This is a genomic window from Bifidobacterium pongonis (assembly GCF_019331805.1).
GTDB classification, from domain to species: Bacteria; Actinomycetota; Actinomycetes; order Actinomycetales; family Bifidobacteriaceae; genus Bifidobacterium; species Bifidobacterium pongonis.
This window is the reverse complement of the sequence record NZ_JAHBBE010000005.1, coordinates 1-25,736: the sequence shown is the minus strand read 5'-3', so window position 1 is coordinate 25,736 and position 25,736 is coordinate 1. Positions and strand designations below refer to the sequence as shown.

The following is a 25,736-nucleotide window of genomic DNA, read 5'->3' as shown; positions in this document are numbered from 1 at the left end:
GTTCCTTTCCATTGGATGAAGCTTTGCATTGGGGGTTGTCGGGGCGTATTGGCTGTCGGGTGATGGGCGCGCCGGGTGGGCGCGGCTCATACGTACCGTTTACCGATGTGGAGGATGTTCTTGCCGTCCACGCGCTCGTAGCTGATTTCGTCCACGTTGTCCCGGACCAGAAGGATGCCCAGACCGCCGATGCGGTGGTCCTTATCCAATCCGACCTTCTCGGGCTCGTAGCTCAGCGGATTGTAGGCGACGCCCGAATCGGTGACTGCAAGGCTCATGCGGCGGTTCGCGTCGTCCATGGTGCATTCGAAGATCACCGGCAGTTTCGGGCCTTGCGGGAACCCGTACATGCAGACGTTCACGAAAAGCTCCTCGCACACCAGCATGAGGCTGTGCACCATGCGCGGCGTGCAGCCTTCACGTTCGCACAACGGTTCGAGGAACGCGAACACCTTGTCCAGGTTCTCCTTTTCGGGCATGACCTCCAGCCGTTGCACGGGCAGGGGCCACCGGAAGGCCAGCATGGTGATGTCGTCGGCCTGCGGCGCCGTGCGTGCGAAAGCGTCCACGGCAGTCACCACATCGTCCAACCGCTTCTGCTCATTCGGAGCATCATCGGCGTTCAGCGTTTCCAGCAGACGATCCTCGCCGAACAGGGCGTCGTCCGGATCGCAGGCTTCGGTAATGCCATCCGTGTACAGCATGATGCCGTCCCCGCCTTGCAGGGCGAGCGTCCCCTGACGGTAGGTCATCGTGTCCATGGCTCCCAGCACCAGCCCCGGCTTGCAGGAGAGGAAGCTCCGTTTGCCGGACTGTTCCAGGACGGGCGGATTATGCCCGGCGTTGACGTACCGCACTTCGCCGGTGGACGTGTCCAGCACGCAGATGAACGCCGTGACGAACAGCATGGCATCGTTGCGTTCGCACAACCGCCGGTTTACCAGGGTGAGCGCAGTGCCCAAATCCCTGTTCTCCATCACATGCTGGCGGATCAGGCTTTGCGCGCGCATCATGAACAACGCCGCCGGCACGCCCTTGCCCGACACGTCGCCGATCACGAACGCGACGTCATGCGAGTCCACGTCGAACACGTCGTAGAAGTCGCCGCCGACCTCTCTGGCCGGGCGTATCACGCCGCCGATGTCGAGGCCGAACCGCTGATTGAACGCGGTGAAATCATGCGGCACCGATCCAAGCTGAATCTGCCGCGCGACGTTCAGTTCGGCCGCGGCATGTTCGCGTTCGACGGTGATCCGATGCAGATGCTCCACGAAATCGACCATGTCGTGTCTCATCTGGTTCGTGGAATCGTACAGTTCGCGCAGCTCGTACCGCGGGTTGACGCCGTGCTCGTCCACATCGATGGCCATGCTGTCGACGTTCCGCTTCAGATCCTGCTTCATGCGCGAGATGAAGGTCCGCTGATCATCCACCAGCACTTCGACCGGCCGGGTGAGGCTGCGTTCCAGGAACGCGATGACCGCGAGCAGCACGATGAACACGGGGATCGAAATCAGCAATGCCAAGGAGTAGACCAATATGATGAGCTCGCCGCTTTTGAAGTTGGAGACACGTTCGAAGAACATCGTGAGCCCCGCAGAGATGGCCAGCACCACCAACGCGGCGATGGCGATGAACGAGATCGACAGGCGTTGCGTGAGGGTCGTGTATGTGCGGCGAACGTACGGTCTGCGCGCCCGTATCAGCATGGGGGCGATGGGGTTGAGTCTGCTGCGTTCAAGCAAATACAGCAGCGGAATGCCCAAGTACAGCAGCATCCAGATATTGTTCAACGTGTAGACGAAAAGCGTGCCCTCATCGACATGCACCGAAGTCAACGATGCGAACAGCGGCATGACGAGCAAGCCGTTCACCACAGCGTACACGATATACAGCAGGATGTCGCCGGCGGATTCGAGCCTCGGGTAGGGCTTGCGGCTCCGCCATTTCGCCAGATACCACGCCACGTACATGGCGCCGTTGTAGATGAGCTGCACGATGAAGTAGTGGAACAGGGTCCACGCGTCGGTCCCCTCATGAAGGATGTCGGACACGAGATTCGCGAGGGAGCACCCCAGAATGCCGGGCGCGCCGAAGTACAGGCCAAGCACCGGGCCGATGCCCGAAGCCGGACGCACCTGCGCGACGTCGTTGAACATCGGGATCAGGTCGAACGTCTCGACGACGATCCAGTAGCAGATGAAACAGCCGAGGCATATTCTGGCCATGCGTCGCACAAGGCTGCCACGCTCCCCCGGGCGCTCCTCCGAAGAGGGTGCGCCCGCGGGTGCGTCTACGGGCGCGAGGAAAGAACGATCACTCATACGACCCCCGTCCTATGCCATCGACAATGATTGTTACCGCGGCTTGTACCGCGCTATGACAATCATATTGCCGACCTGCGCCGTGCCCCCGACATGAATCCTGAAAGTTCGCTGACAATCGGCTTACAGTCGCACGGTGAGGCTGCTTTCCGAATCCTCATCGATGCGGGACACGGTGATGCGTTCCCGTATCCGCCCTTTCAGCTGGCCGACATGGGAGATGATGCCGACGTCGCGATGGTGGGCGATGTCGCCCAGCACGTCCATCACATCATCCAGGAACGTGTCGGACAGCGTGCCGAAACCTTCGTCGATGAACAGCGTTTCCATGGAGACGCCGCCGTTCTCGGCCTGGATGACATCGGCGAGCGCCAGCGCCAGGGCGAGCGAGACGAAGAACGTTTCACCACCGGAGAGCGTGGCGGGTTCGGTGGCGAGATCGGTGCGCCGGTCGAACACTTCGATGGGCAGACCCGTTTTGGCGCCCGCACGCCCTTCGTGTTCGCCGAGACGCAGCTCGTAGACGCCGCCGTGGATGTCTTTGAGCAGTTCGTTGGCGCGGTCGAGCACGTCGCGGAACCGTTCGGTGACCACGTAGGTGATGAGCGACACCTTGTTCGCGGCGGGCGATTCCCGGTCTCCCACCGCGAGCGTCGCCATGGTGCGGATCGGGGCGTAGGTTGCCATGCCCTGTTCCCATGCCTTCAGTTTGCCGTGCAGGGCGGCAGTGAGACGTTGCCGTTCGGTGTCGAGCGCGGTAGCCATGGTTTGTTCGCTGGCGGCCTCGTCGCGCAGTTCGCCCGCCGTCTCGACGGCTTCCGCGGCGCGATCGGGATCCTGCCCGTCGCCGACTTCGTTCCATGCCTTCCGGCATGACGCCAGTTCATCGTCCGCACGCTTCAGCTCGCTGTGCGCCGCCGCGTACTGGTTGCGGTAGTCCTCGACGCGCTTGCGGAGTCGTTCCGTCTCCTCGTCACCGAGCCACGCGGCGCGGGCTTCCTCACGGTCCGCGAACGCGCTGGTTTCAAGCTTCTCCCCCAGTTTGCGTTCGATGGCGTCGCGCTGCCGGGCGAGCGCTTCGCCGCTCGCTTTGAGTTCGGTGATGCGTGTTGCGATGGCCGTGCGCTCGTCAATTCGCGCCTTGAGCTGATCCGCGTACCGCTGCTGCCGTTTCGCCTCGTCGAGACGATGCTGGGCGTTTTCCCGTTCCCTGTTCACGCTTTCATCGCTGATGCCTTCGGCGTCGGCGATTGCGCGTTCCGCTTCCTGCCCGGCCGCTTGGAACATGGCTTTCGCCATGGCGAACGAACGTTCGCTTTCCTTCGCCGCGCGTTCGGCAAGCTCTCGTTTCCCGCGTTGCAGGTCGAGTTCCCGACGTTCCTGTTCGAGTGTGCCGAGCTTGGCTTTGGCCTGCCGTGCCTGATCGACGTTCCGTTCGGCTTCGGCGACGGTCAACTTGCCGCAGGCTTCCGTTTCGGCCTTGATATCCGTTTCGGTTTGGACCAGCGCGACGCGCGCCTTGTCCACATCGTTCCGGCGCTGTTCCTCCAAGGCCTGCAACGCGTCGACCTCACTCCTCGCGGGAACACCTTCCGGCACCTTCGCGGGATGCGGATGATGGCCGCTGCCGCACACCGGGCACGGGTCGCCTTCCTTGAGATCCTGCGCATACCCCGCCGCGCCTGCGGCCCGCAACAGGCTTTCCGCCTCCCTGTGAGCCGCGACGGCATCGGCGTGGGCACGGCTGGTCGCCGCGACCTGGGCTTTGGCCTTGACAAGCTCGTCGCCCAGCCGTTCGACGCACTTCGCATGGGTGAGGACGGTTTCGGCCCGTTTCACATCATCGTCGAGCCGATCTTTCGCGCCCAAGGCGGCGTCGATCGCGCCCAGACGTTCCATGATCGCCTGTGTGTCGGGGAATTGCGCGAGCCGCCGCCCGGCTTCGGCGGTTTTGGCCTCGCAATCCCGCAGCGTCTTTTCGGCTTGCGCGGCTGCGGCTTGTGCCCGCTTCGCCCGCGCGAGCAGATCGGCATGGTTCTGTGCAAGTTCCAGCTCACGCTCGATCGTCTGCGCGCCGGCCGCCGCCTTCATAGCCTGCTCGTACCGGAGGCTGAGTTCCTCCGGGGTTTCGTATTCGCCGAGCACCGCTTCCCGCTGAACGAGCTGATCCGTGTTTTCTTCGATCAGCCTGTTCTGATCCGCCAAATCGCGCATCAGTTCCACGATGGGCGCCGCCTGTGCGGACCGTTGCGCACGCCGCTCATCCGCTTCGATCTGCTGCGCGACGCTTTCCAACAGTTCGATTCGCCGCCCGGCTTTCCCGCGATCCTCGACCGCCTTGGCCAAAGCGCCGGCTGCGGCGTACCGCTGCTGCGCCTCGTGCCATGCCTGATCCGCCGCATCGTACCGCGCCTTGGTCTCGTCGAGCAACGTCGCCGCGTCATGGCCGACCGCTTGCATCGCCGTGTCCAGCATCGTCGCGATTTCGTCCACGCTATGCGCGGGCTCGTCAATGTCGCCGTCGGCATTCAGCCCCCATGCGGCATCGGCGCTATGCGCATCAATGTTCGGTTCGGCGCTCGAATCTGCGCTCGGATCGGCATTCGCGTCATCGCCGGCCGGGGCCACTGCCTCATGGATGCGTTTCGCATTGGACTGGCCGGCATGGATCGCTTCGATCAGTTCACGCCGCCGATCATCGACCTCATTGCCGTACTGCTGGCGCATGGCCCGCAACTGCTCCTGAATCTGCTCATACTCCTGCGCGGCGAACAGATCCTTGACCAGACCGGTACGATCCTCCGGCTTCATACGCAGGAATTCGGCGAACTGCCCTTGTGCGAGCATCACCGTTTTGGAGAACTGGTCGCGGTTCAGGCCGAGCAGCGCGATGACCTCCAAGGAGACTTCCTTCGCCTTAGCGGTTATGGGCTCGGCATGCCCCGGCTCGTCGAAGAACCCGTAGTAGCGTTCCGCACTCCGATTCGCTTCGAAATCGCCGGGATCGGCTTGGGTCAACGCCCGGAATTCCTCCCGGTGATCGTCGGCGACGCGCATCATGTTCGCAGTGGCGCTTTTGGCAGTTCGCCCTTCGCCGCGAGTTTTCTCGCACATATATTCGGGAGAACGGTACACCTTGTAATAGTTTCCGCCCTCCTCGAAGATCAGGTCCGCATACGAGCGTTCCTGCGCCCCGTCCAGGAATCTGGAACGCAGGCGCTGTTTGGTTCCGGAACGCGCGTCGCCGGATATGTTGCCGTACAGGGCGTAGGTGATGCAGTCGAGAATCGTGGTTTTGCCCGCGCCGGTCTCACCGTCGATCAGGAACAGGTGCGAGCGCGTCAGCGCCGCGAAATCGACAGAGAATTCCCCCCTGTACGGACCGATGCCGCGGAATTTCAATCCGATGAGCTTCATCGCGTTTCCTCCCCATGCTTATTTCCATTCGCCTGCGCCACGTCGCCGCCACCGGCATGTTCCGCCCCGCGCGCACGCACCCTCTCCACCACGCGGGTCAACACCGCGCGTTCGTCATCATGGATCTCACGCCCAAGCGAATATCGCACGAACCCTTCCAGCACTTCCATCTCGTCGACGGCGGTTTTCATGTCGGCCATGGTGCGCGTGGCCGATGCGGTACGCCCGTCGTATTCGACATGCTTCTCCAGCGCGTTCGCGTATTTCCCGTCGATCCGCTGGTACAGACCGCGCGGATATTCATTCAGGTGGACGGTGATGGACACCCAGTCCTCGCCGTATTCGCTGGCGAGCGGCCCAAGCACCTCCTCCAATGTGCCTTCGATGCTGGCGAATGCTGGTTCGCCGGACTCCACCGTGGCAAGGCTTACGGCGCGTACGGCATTGCCGCCCGGTTCCGGTTCGCGCGTGGCGTCCACGTCGAGCAGCACCACGCTTTTGCCGTTGCCTTCGACCGGCGGCATTCGGCATTCGGAGAACGAGTAGGCCAGCAGTGCGCCGCTGTATCTCGCCTGCGGCGTGCGCATGCCGTGGAATACGGATTGCGCGGGGGCGAGTTGCGGGATGGTCACCGCTTGCGGCCTGTGCAGATGGCCGAGGGCGAGATAGTCGAGGCCTGTGTTCGAGAACAATGCCGCGGGGACGCTGTCGACGCCGCCGACGCTGATATTGCGTTCCGAATCGCTGGGCTGCGCGCCGGAAATGAAGGCGTGCGCCATGAGCATGGCGGCCATCGTGGGCTCCTCGGCGCGACGTTTGGCCAGATCACTGGTGATGAGCCTTAAGGCGGCTTGCATCACGCCCTCATGCGAACGTGTGATTTTGGCGTTGCCGGTTTCCCCGTTTCCCTCGTCGTTTTCCCCATCGTTTTCGGCATCATCTTCCCCATCGCCATTCGTCGAGGCATCGGCAGGCACGTTCCCCTGCGCGCGCTCCCCCACGTTCCCTTCTGCAGTTTCCGCCGTCTGCGCCGCCGCATCGATCATGCCTTGCAACACCGGACGAGACAGATCCGGGTCAAGATACGGCACCGTGTATACGGCCAGTCGCTCGCCGCCGACCTTCACGATCACCGGGTCGGCGATGGCTTCGATCTCGCACCGCATGTGCACGTTCGGCCGCATCAACGCGGCGCCCGTGCCCAACCGATCGGCGGAATCATGATTGCCCGGCGTGAAGATGATCTCCAACGGATGCCCGTTGACCCGCATATTGCCGAGCGTACCGAAAACCTCGTTGAACAGGCGCACCGCCCCGGTCGAAGGGCGAGGCGAATCGTAGACGTCGCCCGCCACGCACAGCACATCCACGTGCTCCCGTTCGATGAACGCCACTAGCCAATCCAACGCCTTGCGCTGGTATTCCAACAGGTCGACGCCTTTGAACCGTCTGCCGATATGCCAATCGGAGGTATGCACCACGCGCATTGCCCGCTCCTTCCGTTCCGTTCCGCAGGCCTCGCCACGGAATCCTATTCACCCATACAGGCGGCTTGCCTATGCGACGCGGCGCGAAGCCGCCCACAAGCCGCCTATATGGTTTAACCGGACAAACGGCGAACCGACGGAAAAATCGAACGCATGCGCGAACCGGGCTCGCGCGGACGCACGGCACAGGCTCGAGCATTCGTACATATGTTCGATTATGGCAGTCTCCCGCGACCGCCTCGGAACCCATGCCTGGACTTTGCCGTCAGGGCATATCAGGCGGCCAGCGCGTTGCCGCACTTGCGACGCAGCGATTCGTGCATGATCACCATGACCACGAGGCACGCCAGCAGGAACCAGGGGAACAGCGTGATGCTGATGTGCTGCGCGAGCAGGCCGAACAGCGGCGGCATAAGCATGGAACCGGTGTAGGCGAACGCCATCTGCATGCCGACGATGGCCTGCGACTTGTCCTCGCCGAAATACGCCGGCGTGGAGTGGATGACGCACGGGTAGATCGGCGCGCAACCGAGGCCGACGAGCATGAGTCCCACAATCGTGGCGATATGCGCCGGCAGCGGGATGAACAGCATGACCAGGCCGATGAGCATCACGGTCTGGCCGATGCGGATCATGGTCGGATCACCGAAACGCATGGTCAGGAAGCCGCTGAGAAGACGCCCCGCGGTGATGCCGATGCCGAAGAAGCTCGCCCACATGGCGGCGGTGGTTTTGTCGATGCCGTCGCCGAGCACCATGTAGCTGCTGGCCCAAAGCATCGAGGTCTGCTCGGCGGCGCAGTAGCAGAAGAACATCATCAGGATTTCCTTGGCGCCGCGGATGCGCAGCACGCCACGGATGCCGATCGGCTTACGCGCCGCGGGCTCGGCCGCAGCGGCGGCGCCATCGCCATTGCCGTCGCCATCGCTGGAAGCGCTGGCGGGAACGGCCTTGCGCTGCTTCCACAATGGCAGGCTGGCGATGAGCAGCGCGGTGAGCACGATCTGGATGATGGCGATATAGCGGTAGCCCCAGCCCCAGCCTTGGCCGCGGCCGAGCGCATAGCCCATGACATACGGGCCGGTGAGCATGCCAAGGCCCCACATGGCGTGCAGCCAGCTCATGTGCTTGCTCTCATAGTGGATGGCGACGTAATTGTTCAACGCCGCGTCCACGCCGCCCGCACCCAAGCCGTAGGGAATGGCGAAGGCCATGAGCACCCAGTAGTTCGGGGCGATGGAGAAGCCCGCGAGCGCGGCGGCGGTCAGACCTACGGAGACCACGGTGACCTTGCCCGCGCCGAAGCGCAGCGTCATACGGTCGGAGAGCAGCGCGGAGACGATGGTGCCCGCGGAGATGACCATGGAGATGCCGCCCGCCCACGACAGCGGAGCGCCGAGATCCTGGCTCATGGATGGCCATGCGGCACCGAGCATGGCGTCGGGCAATCCGAGGCTGATGAACGCGACGTAGATGACCGCAAGCAGCAGACTTGCCATATGTTCTCCCATTTCCTAGCTCTTGAAAGTTCAGCCGGTTTATTATATCGGCACGTGTATCCGCGGCGGGCGATGCGGCGGCACGGTGTGGCGGAGTGGGCTGGCGCATGGGTCGGCGTGCGGATTGGCGTGCGGGTCGGCGTGCGCCCACTACTCCGCCTATATGTGGCAGATTCGGTGCCCCGCATTGCACCAGGTGGCTTATATATGGCACCTCATCCCCGAAACCCCGAGTATCGCCGTTGGAATTCCGCCACCCATACTTGGCGAATCGCCCTTAGGCCGCCATATATAAGCCACCTGGTTCCCCACGCACCCCGAAATCCGCCATCAATAAGCGAGTTACCCGCCGATCGTGGATCATCCGTGGATCGTTCCACCCCAAACGCCCCGTCACGCCCCTACATGGATCACCATTGGTCCCGTCCAGCAACGGAAGGAGACACCATGAACGAAACCACCATGAACGTGGATGCCACGATCCTGTTCCGCATGAGCAACGGGCTGATGCTCGAATGGCACGCGGACGCCTGCTCATGTCTGAACGGGAAAGCGGAAGCGGAAGAAACCGACCTCGATTGGCTGGCTCGATGCTTGGCGGAGAACACCCCATCCGTCGTGCGCATCGCGCTTTCGGAGCCAGGCAATCACTGAATGGCCGCACCCCCGATGGCATAATGATTGGTGGATACATCAGCCATCGGGGGGAATCGCCATGACGCAATTCAAGGACTTGTTCAAGCAGGAGGATTCACGCATTTACTCACTGTTCGCGTACACCGACGGTCGCGGGCATTTCGATCCGAGCAGGAACGCCGCGCTTGATTTCTGGGCGCACGACCAAGCATTCGACTTCTCAGCATACCCCTTACGCGGCGCGGGTCTCGAAGCGGACGACATCGTGCTCGTCTGGGCATACGTCGGCAGCGACCGTTATCTGCTTGTCGATGCACGCTCCTTCGGCGGCGTCACACTCGACCGGAAAGCCGCCGATTCCACTGACGGCATGATCCGCTTCGACGGGCAGACCATCGACTTGCGTGATTTCATCGGCGAAAACAGGAACGCCGTCACGCTCACCGCGGCGAACGGGCGATTCAACGCCCATACTCTCTACGATTACAACGCCTTGTTCCACACGGCTTGTGCCGTCGAACCGCATGAACAGCCGGTCGATTGGAACAATGTCGAATTGCGCGTCGGCAGATACGAGGATTGGCTGAACCTCAGGAAAGCCGGTGCCTCCGATTCAGGATCCGACAATTCCAGAAAGAAGTCAAGCACACAGACCAGCTACAGACGTGCGCTGCGCGAAGCGCTCGGCCATGGCGTGGACGCGACGAAGATCGAGCCGTCAAGCCTGATCGAGGAGCTGATGAGCCGAACTGTCTCCGAGGGGAACAAGAGCAAGCCGACCATCGCCGACATCATCCCCGGCTACGACACCTGCCTCATCCCCGACGACTGCCAAGGCATGCTCGAATGCGCCGACATAACAGCCCTGCGCAGTCTTTCCCACGGTTGGCGCAACGTCAGAAACTTCGACAACAGCGGCACCGCGGCGGCGGCACTGAAGCAATACCTCGAATTCCTCGACTACGACCCCTACACCTCCGGCAGAAACGTCATCTACTTCGGCGCTCCGGGAACCGGCAAAAGCCATAGGCTGAACCAAAGTCTGCAGGCATATGAGGGGCGTTACGAACGCATCACCTTCCACGCCGACTACCTGCACGCCCAGTTCGTCGGATCGCTGCGCCCGACCATGGAAGCCTCCGGCGACGAAGACAAGCCCGATCGCCTGACCTACCGTTTCACCTCCGGCCCGTTCACCAACATCCTCATCCGCGCGCTCAACGACAAGGATCACATGTACGCGCTGGTGATCGAGGAGATCAATCGCGCCGACGCCGCGGCGGTATTCGGCGACCTGTTCCAGCTGCTCGACCGCGACGACAACGGCGCAAGCGAATACGCCATCAGCACGAACGCCGATCTGTCACGGTACCTGCGTTCCCACCTGAACGAGACCGGCATGGCCTATCTCGCCGAACTCACCGGTTCCAGCCTTGACGAACGATCCACCCAAACCCCACTGAACATCGTCATCCCGCCGAACATGAGTATCCTGGCGACCATGAATTCCGCGGATCAGGGTGTTTTCCCGCTCGACACCGCGTTCAAGAGACGCTGGGATTTCCTGTATGTCGGCATCGACGACGGGGCGGACGCCATCGACGACGTGTGGGACGGCTACCGCCGCAGGCTCAACGATCTGCTACTGGACAAGGCCCACGTCAATGAGGACAAACTCATCGGCCCGTTCTTCATCAGGGACTCCATCCCCTCGGGCGCCAAGCGGCTGCCCGAACGGTTCAGCGAAACCTTCAAATACAAGGTGCTTATGTACCTGTTCGAAGACGCCGCACGCTACAAGCGCAAGGAGATCTTCCGGGATTACGCCTCCGGGCGCAACACCTTGGGCAAACTGTTCGAGGATTGGGACAGGGAGGATTTCGGCATCTTCACCGGCATGACGCCGTTCCGCGCCCCGGATTCCGCCGATATCGACAATGATTGAAAGCCATCCGATGGATCTTTCCGATCATTGCTTCGTTGAGGGCGCATCCTATTCCCCGGCAACGCTCGCCAAGGCGGTCCTACCGTCGACCGGCGATAACGCAGCCGACAGCACCGGCGTGGTCTCGCTGCTGCGCGACATGCATATGGGACGGAAAGCGGTTCTGGAACCCGTGTACGGCGCTGGCGACTCCACGCGGGGGCCTGCCGAATACCGATTCAACTATGTCGGCATGCTCTCCGTGGCGAACCATCTTTTCCTGGTGTTTCCGAAATACTATGCCCGCCCCGGCTCCGGCACCGCCGCCGAACGGCTCATCGCCGCGATGAAAGGCGTCCTGCAGGCGATCGGGCGGTACAACGCCGACCCGAGGCACAACGATTCGGCGACCGGGTTCGAATACGATTTCGGGGACGACGGTGTGGCCGATCGACTGGAATTGTTCACGTTCCTGCTCAACGACTACGCCGACAACGGCTTGTACCAGTCGACCGCGCACATCCATGAGCACAACGGCGACGGCGAGATCAACTGGTCGCGCACCATCGACCGGTACGTTCCCTACCCGGCCGGTGACGAAAGCGTCGCCTACATCGATTACGACAGCGAGCGCAACGTGCGTTCCGATGAGACGATCATCCGGCGCATCCACGCCGCGGTCGTCACGAGCATTTCACGCTATCTGAACGTCAACCGGCTGAATCTTCTGCTGGATCTTCCTCTGGCTGAACCGTGCGACGAATCACCGCGCGACATCGGCGACCCGGATATGCTGCTGCGCCTGCTGCGCAGGGAGCTTGCCGTCCAGTTCGTCACACGGAAACGTCTGCTGCTGCAGGCGTTGATCCGCTTTGTGGAGGATGAGGGCGGTTCGCGTAAGAATATGGTTCTCGCGCGGGGCACCTGCTCGTTCGAACTGGTTTGGGAGGATATCTGCAAAAGGCTGTTCGCCGACGAGGAGGAGCTGCATTACATCGTCCCCACCACATGGCTGTTCGATTCCATGCCCGACTGGTTCGGGGCACGGCGGGATTCGCTTACGGAACGTCTGCCCGGTAACGGAGCCGACGCGAAGACGCGTTCCCGCTGGGAGCATTGCACCGCGGGCGGTGATGACGAAGGCGCGTCGGATATGCTGCCTGATGTCGTTTCACGTACCGATGACGGCCGGGTCTACGTTCTCGACGCGAAATACTACGTCCCGTCGTATTCGGCACGGCGAGGCAAGGCGACGGTCACCCATGCGCCGAGCGCCAAGGACGTGATGAAACAGTACTTCTACTATTTCGGGCTTGCGGCCGGTCGGGCCGTCGAAGCAGGCGGCAACGCATCCCTCGGTGTCGGCATCGGTAACGCCACCGATGCCACGAACAGCATGGTTCCCCCGATTCGCGGCAACGCCTTCATCATGCCGGGGCGGATCGCATTCGACGATCCGGAGACGGAATCCCGCAGGCTCCTCGCATTGCGCGGCGTGGTGTACATGCCGTTCATGCCGGATGTGATGCGCCGCCTGTACGGGTCGGCGATCGGCGGTTCCGTGCCCGTATTCGAGATGCATCCGGAAGCGGCCATCCGCCTGTATATGGACGAAAACACCGATTACCGTGATCTCGCCGAACGAAATCTCAACGAGATGTTCGATTGATGAACCGTTCCCGCGCCTCGCCCGTGTCTCGCCCGCGCCTCGCCCGCACACCACGCCAGCAGCCTTGGAGGTTGTATCCTGGTCCTGGTTTCTGCAAGTGAAGGAGGGCGCGTATGAGCGGCGAGAACCGGGAACCGGGAAGGGTGATCAACGTCGTCGGTGCGGCGATAGTCAGCGAGGGGAAGGTGCTGTGCGCCAAACGCGGCGACGGCAAATCATTGGCCGGTTACTGGGAGTTCCCAGGCGGCAAGATCGAACCGCACGAGACCGCACGCGAGGCCTTGCACCGCGAGATCGAAGAGGAGCTTCTGTGCGAGGTCAACGTCGCCGACGAGGTGTGTACCTCCTCCTACGGCTACGATTTCGGAACCGTCACGCTCACCACGTTCGTATGCCATCTCACCGCCGGCTCCCCACGCCTGACGGAACATGAGGAGATCCGCTGGCTGACTCCGAAGAACATGCCGGAACTGGATTGGGCTCCCGCCGACCGCGAGGCCGTGGAACTGATCTCCGCAATGGATTTCACGAAGGAGTGACCGCCATGCAGATTCATGAATCCCTCGCCGGGCAGTATTCCGATCATGAGATCGCCCCGGACGATTCGATGCTCGAAGACATCACCTCCGGTTTCATCCAAAGCCGGGACAGCGCCCCCGGCACCTTCTCCCCCAGACTCATCTCGAATCAGAACAACAACACCATGGAAGCCGCGCTCAACGACGAACTGCAGTACAGCGACTCGTTCGACATGTCCGTGGCCTTCATCAGCTCCGAAGCCTTGAGGACACTGTTCGGCTCGTTCCTGGAGCATAGTCAGGCCGGCGGTACCAGCAGGCTGATCACCTCCACGAAGAACATGTGGAACGAGCCCAAGGCGTTCTGGGAACTGCTGCGCATCAAGAACGAAGCGCATGTCGACGTGCGGGTCTGGGAGGGGCATAACCAGCGCTCCTGGAACAAGGCCTTCCATCCGAAGGGCTACATTTTCGCCCGGCATATGCGTGACGGCAAACCTTATTTCAACGTCTACGTCGGCAGCTCGAACCTGACTCGCCCGGCGCTCAACTCGCAGCGCGAATGGAATCTGAAGGTCTCGTCCTCCGGCGACGGCGCGCTCATCGACCAGCTGCATGAAGAAGTGTCGGCCCAGGTCAGCGAATCCGTCCCACTCACCGAAGACTGGATCGAACAGTACGAGGAGGATTTCAAGAAATACGCGCCGAAGCGCTCGACGCTGCTGCAGTCGGTTTCCCAACAGCCTCTCGAACCGAACCGCATGCAACGCGAGGCGTTGGCGAATCTACGCAAGCTGCGGGACGATGGTGAGCATCGCGCGATCGTCATCTCCGCCACCGGAACCGGTAAAACGTATCTTTCGGCCTTCGACGTCAAACAGTTCCAGCCGAAACGCATGCTGTACCTCGCGCACCGCGAAGAGATCCTCAAAAAAGCCAAGGAATCCTACCGCAAGGTGCTCGGCTGCGACGATTCCGAACTGGGCATTCTCTCCGGAACCAGCAAGCAGGGCGACCGCAAATACGTGTTCGCGATGATCAACACGATGTCGAATCCGGAAACGCTCGCCTCGTTCGCCAAGGAGCATTTCGATTACATCCTCGTCGATGAGGCGCACCACGTGTCCGCCGAAAGCTACCGCAGGGTCATCGATTATTTCACCCCGGAGTTCATGCTCGGCATGACCGCGACACCGGAACGCACCGATGGCGTCAACATCTTCGAAATGTTCGGCTATAACGTCGCCTATGAGATCCGGCTCCAGCAGGCGCTTGACGAGAACATGCTCTGCCCGTTCCACTATTACGGCATCACCGAGTATCTGGGTGCGCCCAGCGCCGAGGGAACCTCCGAGAACATCCATCTGGACGGCGATATGGAAACCGGGAAGCGAAACCAGCTGACCTATGAGATCGGTCAGTTGACCGACGCCAAGCGTGTCGACTACATCATCGGGCAATTGCAGAAGTACACACCCTACCATCAGGATCTGACCGGCTTGGTGTTCTGCAGCCGCCAGGATGAGGCCGAACGGCTGTCGGATCTGTTCAATACGCGCTTCTTCCACCAGCAGGAACGCAACTACCGGACCCGCGCCATCACCGGCCGCAATTCGCGCGACGAACGGCAGCAGGCGATCAAGGATCTCGAAGAGGGAAGACTCGACTATATCTTCACCGTCGATCTGTTCAACGAGGGTGTCGACATCCCCGCCATCAACCAGATCGTCATGCTTCGCAACACCGAGTCCAGCATCGTGTTCACCCAGCAGCTGGGCCGCGGCCTGCGCAAGTTCGCGCACAAGGACAGCGTCATCGTCATCGACTTCATCGGCAATTACGCCAACAACTTCCTGATACCCGTCGCGTTGTACGGCAGGAAGGGCAACCCCCACAAGAACATGACCCGTGGCAGCATCGGCTTCAGCTCCATCAGCTTCGACCGGATCTCCAGGGAACGCATCCTCAAGGCTCTCGACAACGCCGACTGGTCCAATATGAAGCGGCTTTCCGAGGAATACCGGCAGATCCGCTTCCAGATAGGACGCATCCCCCTGTTGACGGACGTGTACGCCCATGACCCTTCACTGCCGGGCATGCTCGCCCTGCGCCGCAGCAAGACCGGCAGCCTGCTCACCTCGTCATACTTGGAATTCGTGCGAGCATGCGAGAAGAGCCTCACCAAGGGCGCCAAAGGCAAGGACGGCGATTCGCCTGCCGATACGCTCGCCGCAACTTCGGAAACCGAGAACGGCATTCTGAAAATGGCCACGGAACTGTTGCTGCCCGGTATCCGCCCGCATGAGTTGGTAATACTGGACCAGCTGTGCCGTTTCAGCGATGAACGACCGGAACAGCCGCATACATGGGTGCCCGGAACGGGAGCGGATGAGCACGAGCTCAGGAACGAGATCCGCCGCCGTTTCGGCAACGCGGACGATTCCGATGCCCAATGGGAATCCGCGCTCCGGGTGCTGGATTTCTCCTATTTCGGAGAGACCAGCGCGCAACGCTTCGGCAACATCCCCTTCATCGACAGGAACCCCGACGGGCGCATCACGCTCCACTCGAAGTTCGCCAAGCTGTTGGAGCGCAACAGCACCTTCCGCATCTTCTTCGCAGACACGTTGCGGACAGGACTGTTGAATTGCCGGGACATGTTCGCGGACGCCACCGACCAGCAATTGGAATTCGACCATGGCTTCCTGTACGGGCATCGGTACACACTGACGGAAATCGAGCGCCTCTGCGGCTGGGCCGAGGAGATCAACGGCCAGAATGTGGGCGGCTATTTCTGCCACAAACGGACCGGGACCATGCCCATTCTCGTCAAATACGAGGCGAGCCAGTATGAGGACCGGTTTCTCAACACCCAGGAGATGGACTGGTACAGCAAGAACGGACGACGTCCAAGCTCACCGGAATTCGTCTGGCTGCAGCAGGATGCTTCCGCCGGGCGATGGGCCGATACGCATTTCGTTCCGCTGCTCGTCATGCGCAAGCAGGAGGAAGCGGACAAGAAATACTACTATCTTGGCCATATCACTTCGGTATCCGATATCCGGGCCGTACAGAAGCACAACAAGGACGGCAAACCGACGAACGTCGTGCTTTCGACACTCAAGTTGAATAAGCCACTGGATCCGGAGTTCTACAAGTATCTGACCGGCAAGGCCGAGCTGTAATGCCGCTATCCGCCTTATATATGGCAGATTCGGGCATATGAATCATGCCAGGTGGCTTATATATGGCACTTCATATGCGATATCCCGGGTATCGCAAATCCGGTGCCATATATAAGCCACTTGGTTCCGCGCGGGCACGGGAATCCGCCATATGTAAGCGAAGTAGCGGCGAAACAATCCTCCAGAAGGCTCACCGGAATCATTCAGGAGCGTAAAGACCCCGCGAGCGGAGCGGAGGGAAGCCCCAATCGTTCAGCCCCGCCACAATTCGCCGTCGAGCGGCCACTCGTTCACCGTGCAACCGTCGAGGTGCATGGACTGCTCCTGCATGAGCGGCGCGGGCTTGCCGGCACCAGCGCAGGTGGTTTCGTTATCGACATGCCCTAGGGCATGACCGACCTCATGGTTGATCACCATGGTGCGATAGCGTGCAAGATCGCCGCCCGCCTTCTTCCAATCCTCGATTCCATCATTCCAACGGTCGAGGTTGATGATGACGTGGTTTCCCACGCGGCAGCTGTACTTCGTGCTGCATCCCGCGTCGAACGATGGCAGATACTTCGCCTCGGACAGCACTATGGTGAAATCGCAGCCATCGTCGGCCTTGGCGAAGGTCGCGCCGGCTCGCGGCCAACCGCGCGAATCGTTGAGCACGCGGTACACGGTGTTGGCGAATCCGTCCAGTTTGCCCACGTTTCCCTTGCCCGCAATGCAATACTTGTATTGCGCGACGCCCTTGCCGCTGTTGTTCGCGGTCTCGCTCGCCTTCGCCGCGATCTTCGCGGATTCCTCATCGCTGATCGTGGCCGCGAGCGCATCGAGTTTCGCCTGTTCACCGTTCTTCGCCGTAGCGGAATCGGATGAGGAGTCGGACGAGGAACTCTTCTCCTGTTCGACCTTCGTGGACGTGGTTTGCTTGGTCGTTTGCTTCGTGGATGCATTCGTGGACGACTTCGTGGACGTGGATGCCGTCGCCTTGCCGTCGGATGTCTTCTTCGTCGTTGACGCTTTGCCCGACTGCCTATCCGTTTGCGAGGTCGTTGCCGTGGAACCGTCGGCGGCGGCTCCACTGTGCGTATGCACAACCACGGTCACGACGAGCGCCACCACCAGGATGATGACCGCCAGTCCGGAGAATACGACCGTTCTACGGATGCGGAACACCTTCTTCGCATCCAATCCCGAAGCGGTCTTGGGGTTCAGCGCATCGGCGACGGTTCTGCAGCGTTTCGCGATCGCGCCGCTCACACCGGAGCACCATTTGCGGAGTGTTCCGCCCACGCCGCGCGATGCGCGCATCACCGCTCCCCCGATTCCGCGCATCATATCCACCGGGGAGAGCCTGCCGCTCTTGCCTCTATTGTCGTCGCCGTCACCGCCGTTTCCGCGGTTTTCGACGTTGCCCTTATCCTGCAGCACCATGTTCCCATCCATCTCTCGTAACCAACATCCCAGTATATGCGAGGCCGACCATATCATCGGCATGATGGTAGTCGAGTCATCATGAAGGCATGAAGCGGGAAACCGACGGGTTTGCAAGGTACAACGGGTACGAACGGCGCATCAACAGTCAGCAGGCGACACAGGGCGACCTGCGCGCCGACGCATAACCGTCCGGAAATGCAAATTTCCCCGGGATCGTGGGGATCCCGGGGAATTGAGGGAAAAAGAAGCGGAAAGAGACCGGCTACGGTAGGGCATTCAGCCAAAGGAGATGAGAGAACTTTGAATTTTCCCTGCCTCGCCGGCCCCTTTCCTGTCTTGCGATCACTGCGAACCACATGACTACGTAAACTATGATATTCGACATTTCGAACCTTTTTGTCGTTTTTAAGGATGATTTGCCGAAAGCGAATCTCATCCTTGCGGAGGATAGGAAAGCCACGTGAATACACTCATCCTCACCCGTCGCGCAGGTCGGACCAACGCAGGTTGTAGCCTTACCTGTGCAAGAGGAAGGATGATCATGGTCGACGCATCACATGAACGGATCGATACGCGACGCGAGGTCGAGGAGCTTACCGACTACGTCAACAACGGCTGGCTGCGATCAGGCGAATTCGATGGACCGACGATCCTGTGGAACCATCTGATCCGTGAAGCCTCGCAGCAGGACGAGCAGAACCGCAACGACGCGCCCGTCGCCCCACTCACCGACGCGGACACCGTCATCGGCATGCCTATGCAGTGGTATTTCGATTCCATCGCCGCCATCGTGCCCACTGCCGAACGCACCGAGAACGGCGTGGAAATGCCACGCAGCGACATGCCCACCTTCCACCTCGATTCGCAGGCGCTGTCCGGAGTGGACGCGGTGGTCGGCAACGCCTTGGTCAGCACGCGCTGGGCGGATGCCGTGGCCAATCTCGCCAAGGCGTTGGAAATGACCGCGAGATTCGTCGGCAACGTGGCCGATCGCGACAATGAGGGCTTCGACTATCTCAAGGATCTGGTCCAAAGCGTGCGCGTCTACATGGACGCCGTGGCCTGCAACGCCGACCCGATGACCGGCGAGCAGGCGTTGCGCACGATCACGAGGGTCGCCTGCAACGATGAATTCCGCCTGAATGCCATGCAAATGGTGGAACTGCTGTCCTGCGGTCTGTCGTTCGCGCAATGGGACGACACCCGCATGTTCGCCTATGACGCGTTAACCACGGCGACGGCGTCGATGGATGAGCTCATCACACGCACGTCCGGGAACGAAGCGAACGAGGCAAACGAAGCGAACGAGACAGGTAAGGGGGTCGACGAGCCTCATAAGAACCTGAGTGCCGACGACCTCGCCAACCTCGCCTCGCTCGATCCGACGCTGCTGACGGAACGCGAGCTCGCCGAAAGCGCACGGCACCAGTTCGATCACGCCATCCAGTTCCTGCGCCACGATCTCATGCGCATCAGCGGCGACGCGACGGCAGCGGACAGGTTCCTCTGCGAGCACCACACGGTCGAACCGCTCGCCGACACCTATGCGGCCCGTCTCGTCGCCGCCGAACGGTGGGCCGATCTCATCGATTTCGTCGACCTGGTGGAACGCGACAATCCGAACCAGTGCACCGTGATGTTCCCGGAGGATATCGTCCCCTACGAGTGGGAGACGATGCGCGAGGCCGCGTTGGAAGCGTTGGGAAGACGCGATGAGCTTATCGCGATGTACCGCGAACGGCTGGATGACGAGTTCGATCCGAACGCCGACATCACCCGATACAAACTCAACCTGTGGAGGGAACGCCGGGATTGACCCGCGCGAATGAACCAGCCGCAAGACAGCCGCAAACCAGCTGTAGACCGGCTGTAGATTAGCCACGAATCAACCGCTTATAACCGTGCGGGGTCGTGCACGCGCGGCCCAAACGAACGGACCACATGCGCACGACCCCGCACGGTCGAATCGGCAAAACGCCGATCAGGTGTCGATCTTGGAACGGTCGAAATCATCAGCGTTCTCGACGATGAACGCCTTGCGCGGCGGCACGTCGTCGCCCATCAGCAGGCTGAAGATTTGACTGGCCTGCTCGGCGTCCTCCATACGGATGCGTCGCAGCATGCGTGTACGCGGGTCCATGGTGGTGTCCGCCAGCTGATCGGCATCCATCTCACCCAAACCCTTATAACGCTGGATGTCGTCGTTGTACCCGATGTGCTTGCGGTCAAGCTCGGCGAGCTTGCCGGCGAGCTCGTCGTCGGAATACGTGTAGATGAACTCGCCCTTGTGCGAACCGGTCAGCGCGATGCGATGCAGCGGCGGCACGGCCGCATACACGTAGCCATGCTCGATGAGCGGGCGCATATACCGGTAGAACAGGGTGAGCAGCAGGATGCGGATGTGCGCGCCGTCCACATCGGCATCGGTCATCATGATGACCTTGTGGTAGCGCGACTGTTCGATGTCGAAGCTTTGGCCGGAACCGGCGCCCACCACTTGGATGATGGCCGCGCATTCCTTGTTCGACAGCATCTGCGTGATCGAAGCCTTCTGCACGTTGAGGATCTTGCCTCGAATCGGCAGCAGCGCCTGGAATCCGGCGTTACGCGCGGCCTTGGCGGTGCCGAGTGCGGAATCGCCCTCCACGATGAACAGTTCGGCCACATCGTCGTTGCCCGGCTGGCAGTCGGACAGCTTGGCCGGCATGGATGCGGATTCCAGCGCGTTCTTGCGGCGCGTGACCTCCTTCGCCTTACGAGACTGCACGCGGGCGTGCATTTCGCCGACGATCTTCTCCAGCACGCGGCCGGACTGCTCCTTGTAGCCGCGCTTGGAGCCGGTGATCATCTCGCCGAACTGCTTGTCGGTCATGCGGGTGACGATCGGCTTGACCTGCGCGGTGCCGAGCACGTCCTTCGTCTGCCCTTGGAACTGGGGTTCGGCGATGCGCACGGTGACCACGGCGACCAGACCCGCCATGATGTCGTCGCGTTCGACCTTCATGTTGGAATCCTTGAGATTCACCTTGAGCTTGCGCGCGTTCGCCTCGATGGCCTTGCGCACCTGCCTGGTGACGGAGTTCATCAAACCGTCGACGTGCATGCCGCCGCCCGGCGTCTCGATGATGTTGACGAAGCTGCGCATCACCGTGTCGTACCCGTTCACCCAGCGCAGCGCGATATCGACGCCGCAGGTGCGCGTGATCTTCTCCGCATGCAGTTCGCCGTTCGCGGCGACGGCCTGCGTCTCCTCCTCATACGTGCCTTCGCCCTGGATGCGCCAGATGTCGCTGACCGGCTCACCCTTGGACAGGTAGTCCACGAAGTCCTTGACGCCGCCGGTGTGAAGGAATTCGGCCACGCGCGGATGGTCGGGCTGGGCGCCGAACGCCCCGTCCGCGATGACCTCGGCACCGGTGAGGGTGATGTCCTCATCCGGCTGTTCGCCTTCCGCGTTCTCCCCCGCGACGGGCTGCGCCTCCGTTTCGGCCTCGCCCGTACCCGTAGCTACGACTGCGGTCTCGCCAGACGTTTCCGTAACCGGCTGTGCGACCGTTTCACCGGCTGCTTCCGAAGCGGCGGCCGTATCGTCAGACTGCGGCGACACGGTTTCCTGCTGGTCGGGAACGTTCTCGTCGATGACGGTGATTTTCAGCCCGGGAACCAGGAAGCTGGTCTGGCGCACACGGTCGACGAGCTGCTCGTATGAGAATTCCGCGGTCTTGTTGAAGATCTCCGGATCGGCCCAGTAACGGATGCGCGTACCGGTACGCTTCGCCGGCACCTTGCCGATGATGTCGAGTTCGGTGGGTCTGTTCTTGCGGGTGCGTTTGAACGGGGAATCGGGCGAGGGATGCTCGGGGTCGGCATCGGCGTAGACGCCCGGATGCCCCTGATGGAACGCCATATGGTAGGTTTTGCCGTCACGGTCGACCTCCACATCGAGACGGGAGCTCAACGCGTTGACGACGGACGAGCCGACGCCGTGCAGACCACCCACCGCGTTGTACGAGGAGTTGCCGAACTTCGCGCCGGCATGCAGTTTGGTCAATACGACCTCCACGCCGGACAGCTTGGTTTTGGGCTCCTTGTCGACGGGGATGCCTCGGCCGTTGTCGTCCACGGAGATCGAACCGTCCGTATGCAGGGTGACGATGATCCTGTTGCAGAAGCCCGCCAGAGCCTCATCCACGGAGTTGTCGATGATCTCCCACAGGCAATGCATCAGGCCCTGCGAATCCGTGGTGCCGATATACATGCCCGGACGCTTGCGCACCGCGTCGAGCCCTTCAAGAACGGCGAGATCCTTCGCGCCGTAATCTTCTTTAGCCATGTGCCTCTTCCACTTAATGCCTATCTTGCCGTGACGATCGCCGTGACAAAAAGCTTCCCCAAGGCTTGGCCTCGGGGAAGCATCGTCATCACTGATCGAGGAAGTCGCGCAGCGTCTGCGAACGGGACGGGTGACGCAGCTTCGACATGGTCTTCGACTCGATCTGGCGGATACGCTCGCGGGTCACACCGTACACGCGGCCGATATCGTCCAGCGTCTTCGGCTGGCCGTCCTCCAGACCGTAACGCATCTTGATCACACCGGATTCTCGCGGAGACAGCGTCTCAAGCACCTGCTTGAACTGGTCCTGCAGCAGCGAGAAGGCCACGGCGTCGGACGGGGCGATGGCGTCGGTATCCTCGATCAGATCGCCGAACTCGGAATCGCCGTCCTCGCCGAGCGGGGTGTGCAGCGAAATCGGCTCACGACCGTACTTCTGCACCTCCTGCACCTTCTCGACCGGCATATCCAGCTCACGCGCCAACTCGTCGGGCGTGGGTTCACGGCCAAGATCCTGCAGCATCTGGCGCTGCACGCGCGACAGCTTGTTGATGACCTCGACCATGTGCACGGGCACGCGGATGGTGCGGGCCTGATCGGCCATGGCGCGGGTGATGGCCTGACGAATCCACCACGTGGCATAGGTGGAGAACTTGAAGCCCTTCTTCCAGTCGAACTTCTCGACGGCGCGGATCAGACCGAGGTTGCCTTCCTGAATCAGGTCGAGGAAGAGCATGCCGCGGCCGGTGTAGCGCTTGGCCAGCGACACCACAAGTCGCAGGTTGGCTTCCAGCAGATGGTCCTTGGCCTTCTTACCGTCGTTGGCGGCCCACTTGAGCTCGCGCTTGCGCTTGAAGTCCATGGTGTCGCCTTCGGTGTCCAGCAGATGCTGGGCGTACAGGCCGGCCTCGATACGTTCGGACAGGTCGACTTCCTGTTCGGCGTTCAGCAGGCTGACGCGACCGATCTGCTTGAGGTAGTCCTTCACCGGATCGGCGGTGGCGCCGGCGGTGACGACGCGACGCTTCGGATTGCCTACCTTGCCGCCACGGCGGCGGCGCGGCTTCGCGTCCTCGTCGTCGTCATCATCATCGCTGACGACGAAGGCACCCTTCTGCTTGCTGATGTCGGGAGTGTCGGACTTGTCGTCCTCTTCCTCCTCATCATCATCGTCGTCATCCTCGTAATCGTCGTCTTCGTCCTCGTCCTCATCGTCGGAGTCGTCCGAATCGCCGTCGATGCCGTCGATGCCGTCCACGTCGTCGACATCGAGACCGTCGTCCTTCGCGTCCTCCAGATCGGCCTCGTCGTCGACGAACTCGTCGACCTCGTCGATGTCGCTTTCGACCTTCTTCTTAGGCTTGGTCGTCTTCGCGCTCTTGGTCGCGGACTTCTTCTTGGTGCCCGTCGTCGATTCCCCGGACTTGGTGGTCTTCCGGGCAGTGGTTTTCCTGGTCGTGGTCTTCTTGGCCGCGGCAGTCTTGCGCGTGGCGCTGGCTTTTTTGGCGGAAACGGCCTGGGCCTCGTCCTGTACCTGTTCGGTGTTCTCAGCGGCCGCTGTGCTCTTGGTAGCCAAACTATCCCTCCTCGCGGAATGCTCACCCCGCCGCGTATACCACATGGGCGCACTTCTGGCAAGGGCAAATCGTCAACTATGTGAGTTAACCACCTGATAGGGACGATTATTCCCGAAGGCATGGGAAAGTTCACTTCCACGCCCGCAATGCGGGCCATGAAACCGCACCACGCGGAGGCACAAGGCCTATCAGCCTCCGCAGCAGGCGGGATGCATGCCGTTGCGCACCGATTTCAGCACGATCGCGGCAAGCGAGCAATTCCCGTCGATGGACAGGCTGCTCAACGCGTAATCCTCGGCCCTGCAGTCGCCCGTCCACCACATGACATAGGAGATGACGGCCAACGGCTGCACCCTCATGCGTTCGGGCATCACCTTGGCCATGGACGCGAGCATGCGCAGCGCCGTCCGGCAACGGTCGCGGTCCGGGCCGTCGCGGTCGTCGAATGCTTCGGACAGTACCTTATGTACGACGGTCACCACCTGTTTGGCATGCGGTGTCCTCACGATGTCCATCAGCATGTCGCGATTGCACGCCCCCTGTTCGGCGATCACCGAGATGATCAGCGCGTCCCTCATCGACAGCACCTCGTTGATGCCGACCGCCAACGGAAGCATCGTCTCCATATCGAGTTCCGAACTGCCCTTGTCGAGGCAATCGAGCCATACGCGCATCGGCTCCTCCATCCACTCGCCGTCCGCGCGGCGCGGACCGTACCTGCGCCTGTCCTCGCGCAACCGGTTGAGCAGATCATCGGCCACGCCCTCGCCCACCGGTTCCAACGAGTCGAGGAACTCCGCGAACGCAACCGGATCGTCGTCATGGGCGCAGCCGCGCGTTCCGCCGGCTTGACTGTCGCACGCATCATGCCGACGGTGCATCTCATGCGCATCCGCCCCGCCGAATCCACCGAAACCGTCGAGCCCGTCGAGCCCATCGAGCCCGTCATCGCAACCGCAGAATACGCATCTCGTCGTTTCCATTCGTTCCTTCATGGGATCATCCTCCTTGATGTCATCCGTCACGCCACCGCCCCGTGCGACGGCGTCCATACAGTATGACCGTTCGCCGCGCTGCACGCACGCCGGATCAGGGGTTGTGGTCGACACGCGGCGAGGCCTTGGAAACATTGGGTTCCGTGATTCGTAGTGCGATGAGGATACCTTAGAAGACATGTGCATAACCGACGTCGACCGTTCGAAAATCGAGCCACGCATCGTCTCCCTGGTGGAAGCATGGTCAGCCATGCCCAAGGATGCCGCGATGCCCGAAGCATGCCGCAATGTCATGAGCGCGGTGACCCATCAGGCGGTGGCCAGCAGCGAAGGCGGCAAGCGTCTGCGAGCGCTGCTGATGCTTGCGGCCTATGATGCGTTCGGCGGCGAAACCGCCACCCGCTCGGCCATGCTCGATGTCGCCTGCGCCCTTGAGGTGTTCCAGACCGCCGCGCTGGTGCACGACGACATCATCGACGATTCCGACTTGCGCCGCGGCAAGCCGAGCGCCCATCGCGCGTTGGAGCACGATACGGGCAGCGCCGCCATCGGCAGGGGTTTGGGACTTATGCTGGGCGATCTGCTGGCCACGGTGTGCATCGATATCGCCAATGGCGCCGCCGCGCTCATGCCGAACAGCACCGCGATCACGTCCGCGTTCCTGAACATGCAGCGTGAGGTGGAGATCGGTCAGGTTCTCGACTTGGCCGTGGAGCAGGCGCCGCTGCAGGACGCCGAGGCGCTGGC

General features: G+C 61.6%; 15 protein-coding genes. 7 read left to right on the top strand and 8 right to left on the bottom strand.

Annotated elements, in window-relative coordinates:
* Positions 1–86: 86 nt before the first annotated feature.
* From KIH75_RS02445 to KIH75_RS02430, 4 genes are all read right to left on the bottom strand, one after another.
* Positions 87–2,324: a SpoIIE family protein phosphatase gene (locus KIH75_RS02445; RefSeq protein ID WP_219055233.1), complete on the bottom strand. Its 2,238-nt coding sequence runs from the start codon at positions 2,322–2,324 to the stop codon at positions 87–89.
* A gap of 123 nt (positions 2,325–2,447) precedes the next feature.
* A complete protein-coding gene (locus tag KIH75_RS02440) occupies positions 2,448–5,741 on the bottom strand; it encodes an AAA family ATPase (RefSeq protein WP_219055232.1) in 3,294 nt (1,097 codons plus the stop codon).
* Positions 5,738–7,228, bottom strand: coding sequence for an exonuclease SbcCD subunit D (locus KIH75_RS02435; RefSeq protein ID WP_219055231.1), 1,491 nt, complete (start codon positions 7,226–7,228; stop codon positions 5,738–5,740). The genes KIH75_RS02440 and KIH75_RS02435 overlap by 4 nt, the downstream gene beginning before the upstream one ends.
* A gap of 275 nt (positions 7,229–7,503) precedes the next feature.
* Entirely contained in the window at positions 7,504–8,727 is a 1,224-nt protein-coding gene (locus KIH75_RS02430; RefSeq protein WP_219055230.1) for an MFS transporter, read from the bottom strand.
* Positions 8,728–9,174: 447 nt separating this feature from the next.
* On the opposite strand from KIH75_RS02430, the gene KIH75_RS02425 reads away from it, so the two are divergent.
* The 5 genes from KIH75_RS02425 (at position 9,175) to KIH75_RS02405 (ending at position 16,659) form a co-directional block, all read left to right on the top strand.
* Positions 9,175–9,381, top strand: coding sequence for a hypothetical protein (locus KIH75_RS02425; RefSeq protein ID WP_219055229.1), 207 nt, complete (start codon positions 9,175–9,177; stop codon positions 9,379–9,381).
* Between the two features lie 61 nt (positions 9,382–9,442).
* Positions 9,443–11,308, top strand: a complete 1,866-nt coding sequence (locus KIH75_RS02420) for an AAA family ATPase (protein ID WP_219055228.1) — start codon at positions 9,443–9,445, stop codon at positions 11,306–11,308.
* 10 nt (positions 11,309–11,318) lie between these two features.
* Positions 11,319–12,956, top strand: a complete 1,638-nt coding sequence (locus tag KIH75_RS02415; RefSeq protein WP_219055227.1) for an LlaJI family restriction endonuclease — start codon at positions 11,319–11,321, stop codon at positions 12,954–12,956.
* A 113-nt stretch (positions 12,957–13,069) separates the two neighbouring features.
* Entirely contained in the window at positions 13,070–13,495 is a 426-nt protein-coding gene (locus tag KIH75_RS02410) for a (deoxy)nucleoside triphosphate pyrophosphohydrolase (RefSeq protein WP_219055226.1), read from the top strand.
* A gap of 5 nt (positions 13,496–13,500) precedes the next feature.
* The gene (locus tag KIH75_RS02405; RefSeq protein ID WP_219055225.1) at positions 13,501–16,659 is read left to right on the top strand and encodes a DUF3427 domain-containing protein; all 3,159 of its coding nucleotides are present in this window, start codon (positions 13,501–13,503) and stop codon (positions 16,657–16,659) included.
* Positions 16,660–16,911: 252 nt separating this feature from the next.
* Here the strand turns inward: KIH75_RS02405 and KIH75_RS02400 are convergent, their stop codons facing one another.
* Entirely contained in the window at positions 16,912–18,081 is a 1,170-nt protein-coding gene (locus KIH75_RS02400; RefSeq protein ID WP_236027971.1) for a DUF3152 domain-containing protein, read from the bottom strand.
* Between the two features lie 544 nt (positions 18,082–18,625).
* On the opposite strand from KIH75_RS02400, the gene KIH75_RS02395 reads away from it, so the two are divergent.
* Complete coding sequence (locus KIH75_RS02395; RefSeq protein ID WP_219055224.1) at positions 18,626–19,900, top strand: hypothetical protein; 1,275 nt, start codon at positions 18,626–18,628, stop codon at positions 19,898–19,900.
* 165 nt (positions 19,901–20,065) lie between these two features.
* Here the strand turns inward: KIH75_RS02395 and KIH75_RS02390 are convergent, their stop codons facing one another.
* The 3 genes from KIH75_RS02390 to KIH75_RS02380 all read right to left on the bottom strand — a co-directional run bounded on the left by KIH75_RS02390 (position 20,066) and on the right by KIH75_RS02380 (position 24,989).
* A complete protein-coding gene (locus KIH75_RS02390; RefSeq protein ID WP_219055223.1) occupies positions 20,066–22,417 on the bottom strand; it encodes a DNA gyrase/topoisomerase IV subunit B in 2,352 nt (783 codons plus the stop codon).
* 88 nt (positions 22,418–22,505) lie between these two features.
* Complete coding sequence (locus KIH75_RS02385; RefSeq protein ID WP_274608080.1) at positions 22,506–24,038, bottom strand: RNA polymerase sigma factor; 1,533 nt, start codon at positions 24,036–24,038, stop codon at positions 22,506–22,508.
* Between the two features lie 144 nt (positions 24,039–24,182).
* A complete protein-coding gene (locus KIH75_RS02380) occupies positions 24,183–24,989 on the bottom strand; it encodes a DUF4192 domain-containing protein (protein ID WP_219055221.1) in 807 nt (268 codons plus the stop codon).
* A gap of 178 nt (positions 24,990–25,167) precedes the next feature.
* On the opposite strand from KIH75_RS02380, the gene KIH75_RS02375 reads away from it, so the two are divergent.
* A partial coding sequence (locus tag KIH75_RS02375) for a polyprenyl synthetase family protein (protein WP_219055220.1) occupies positions 25,168–25,736 on the top strand: 569 nt, incomplete at its 3' end.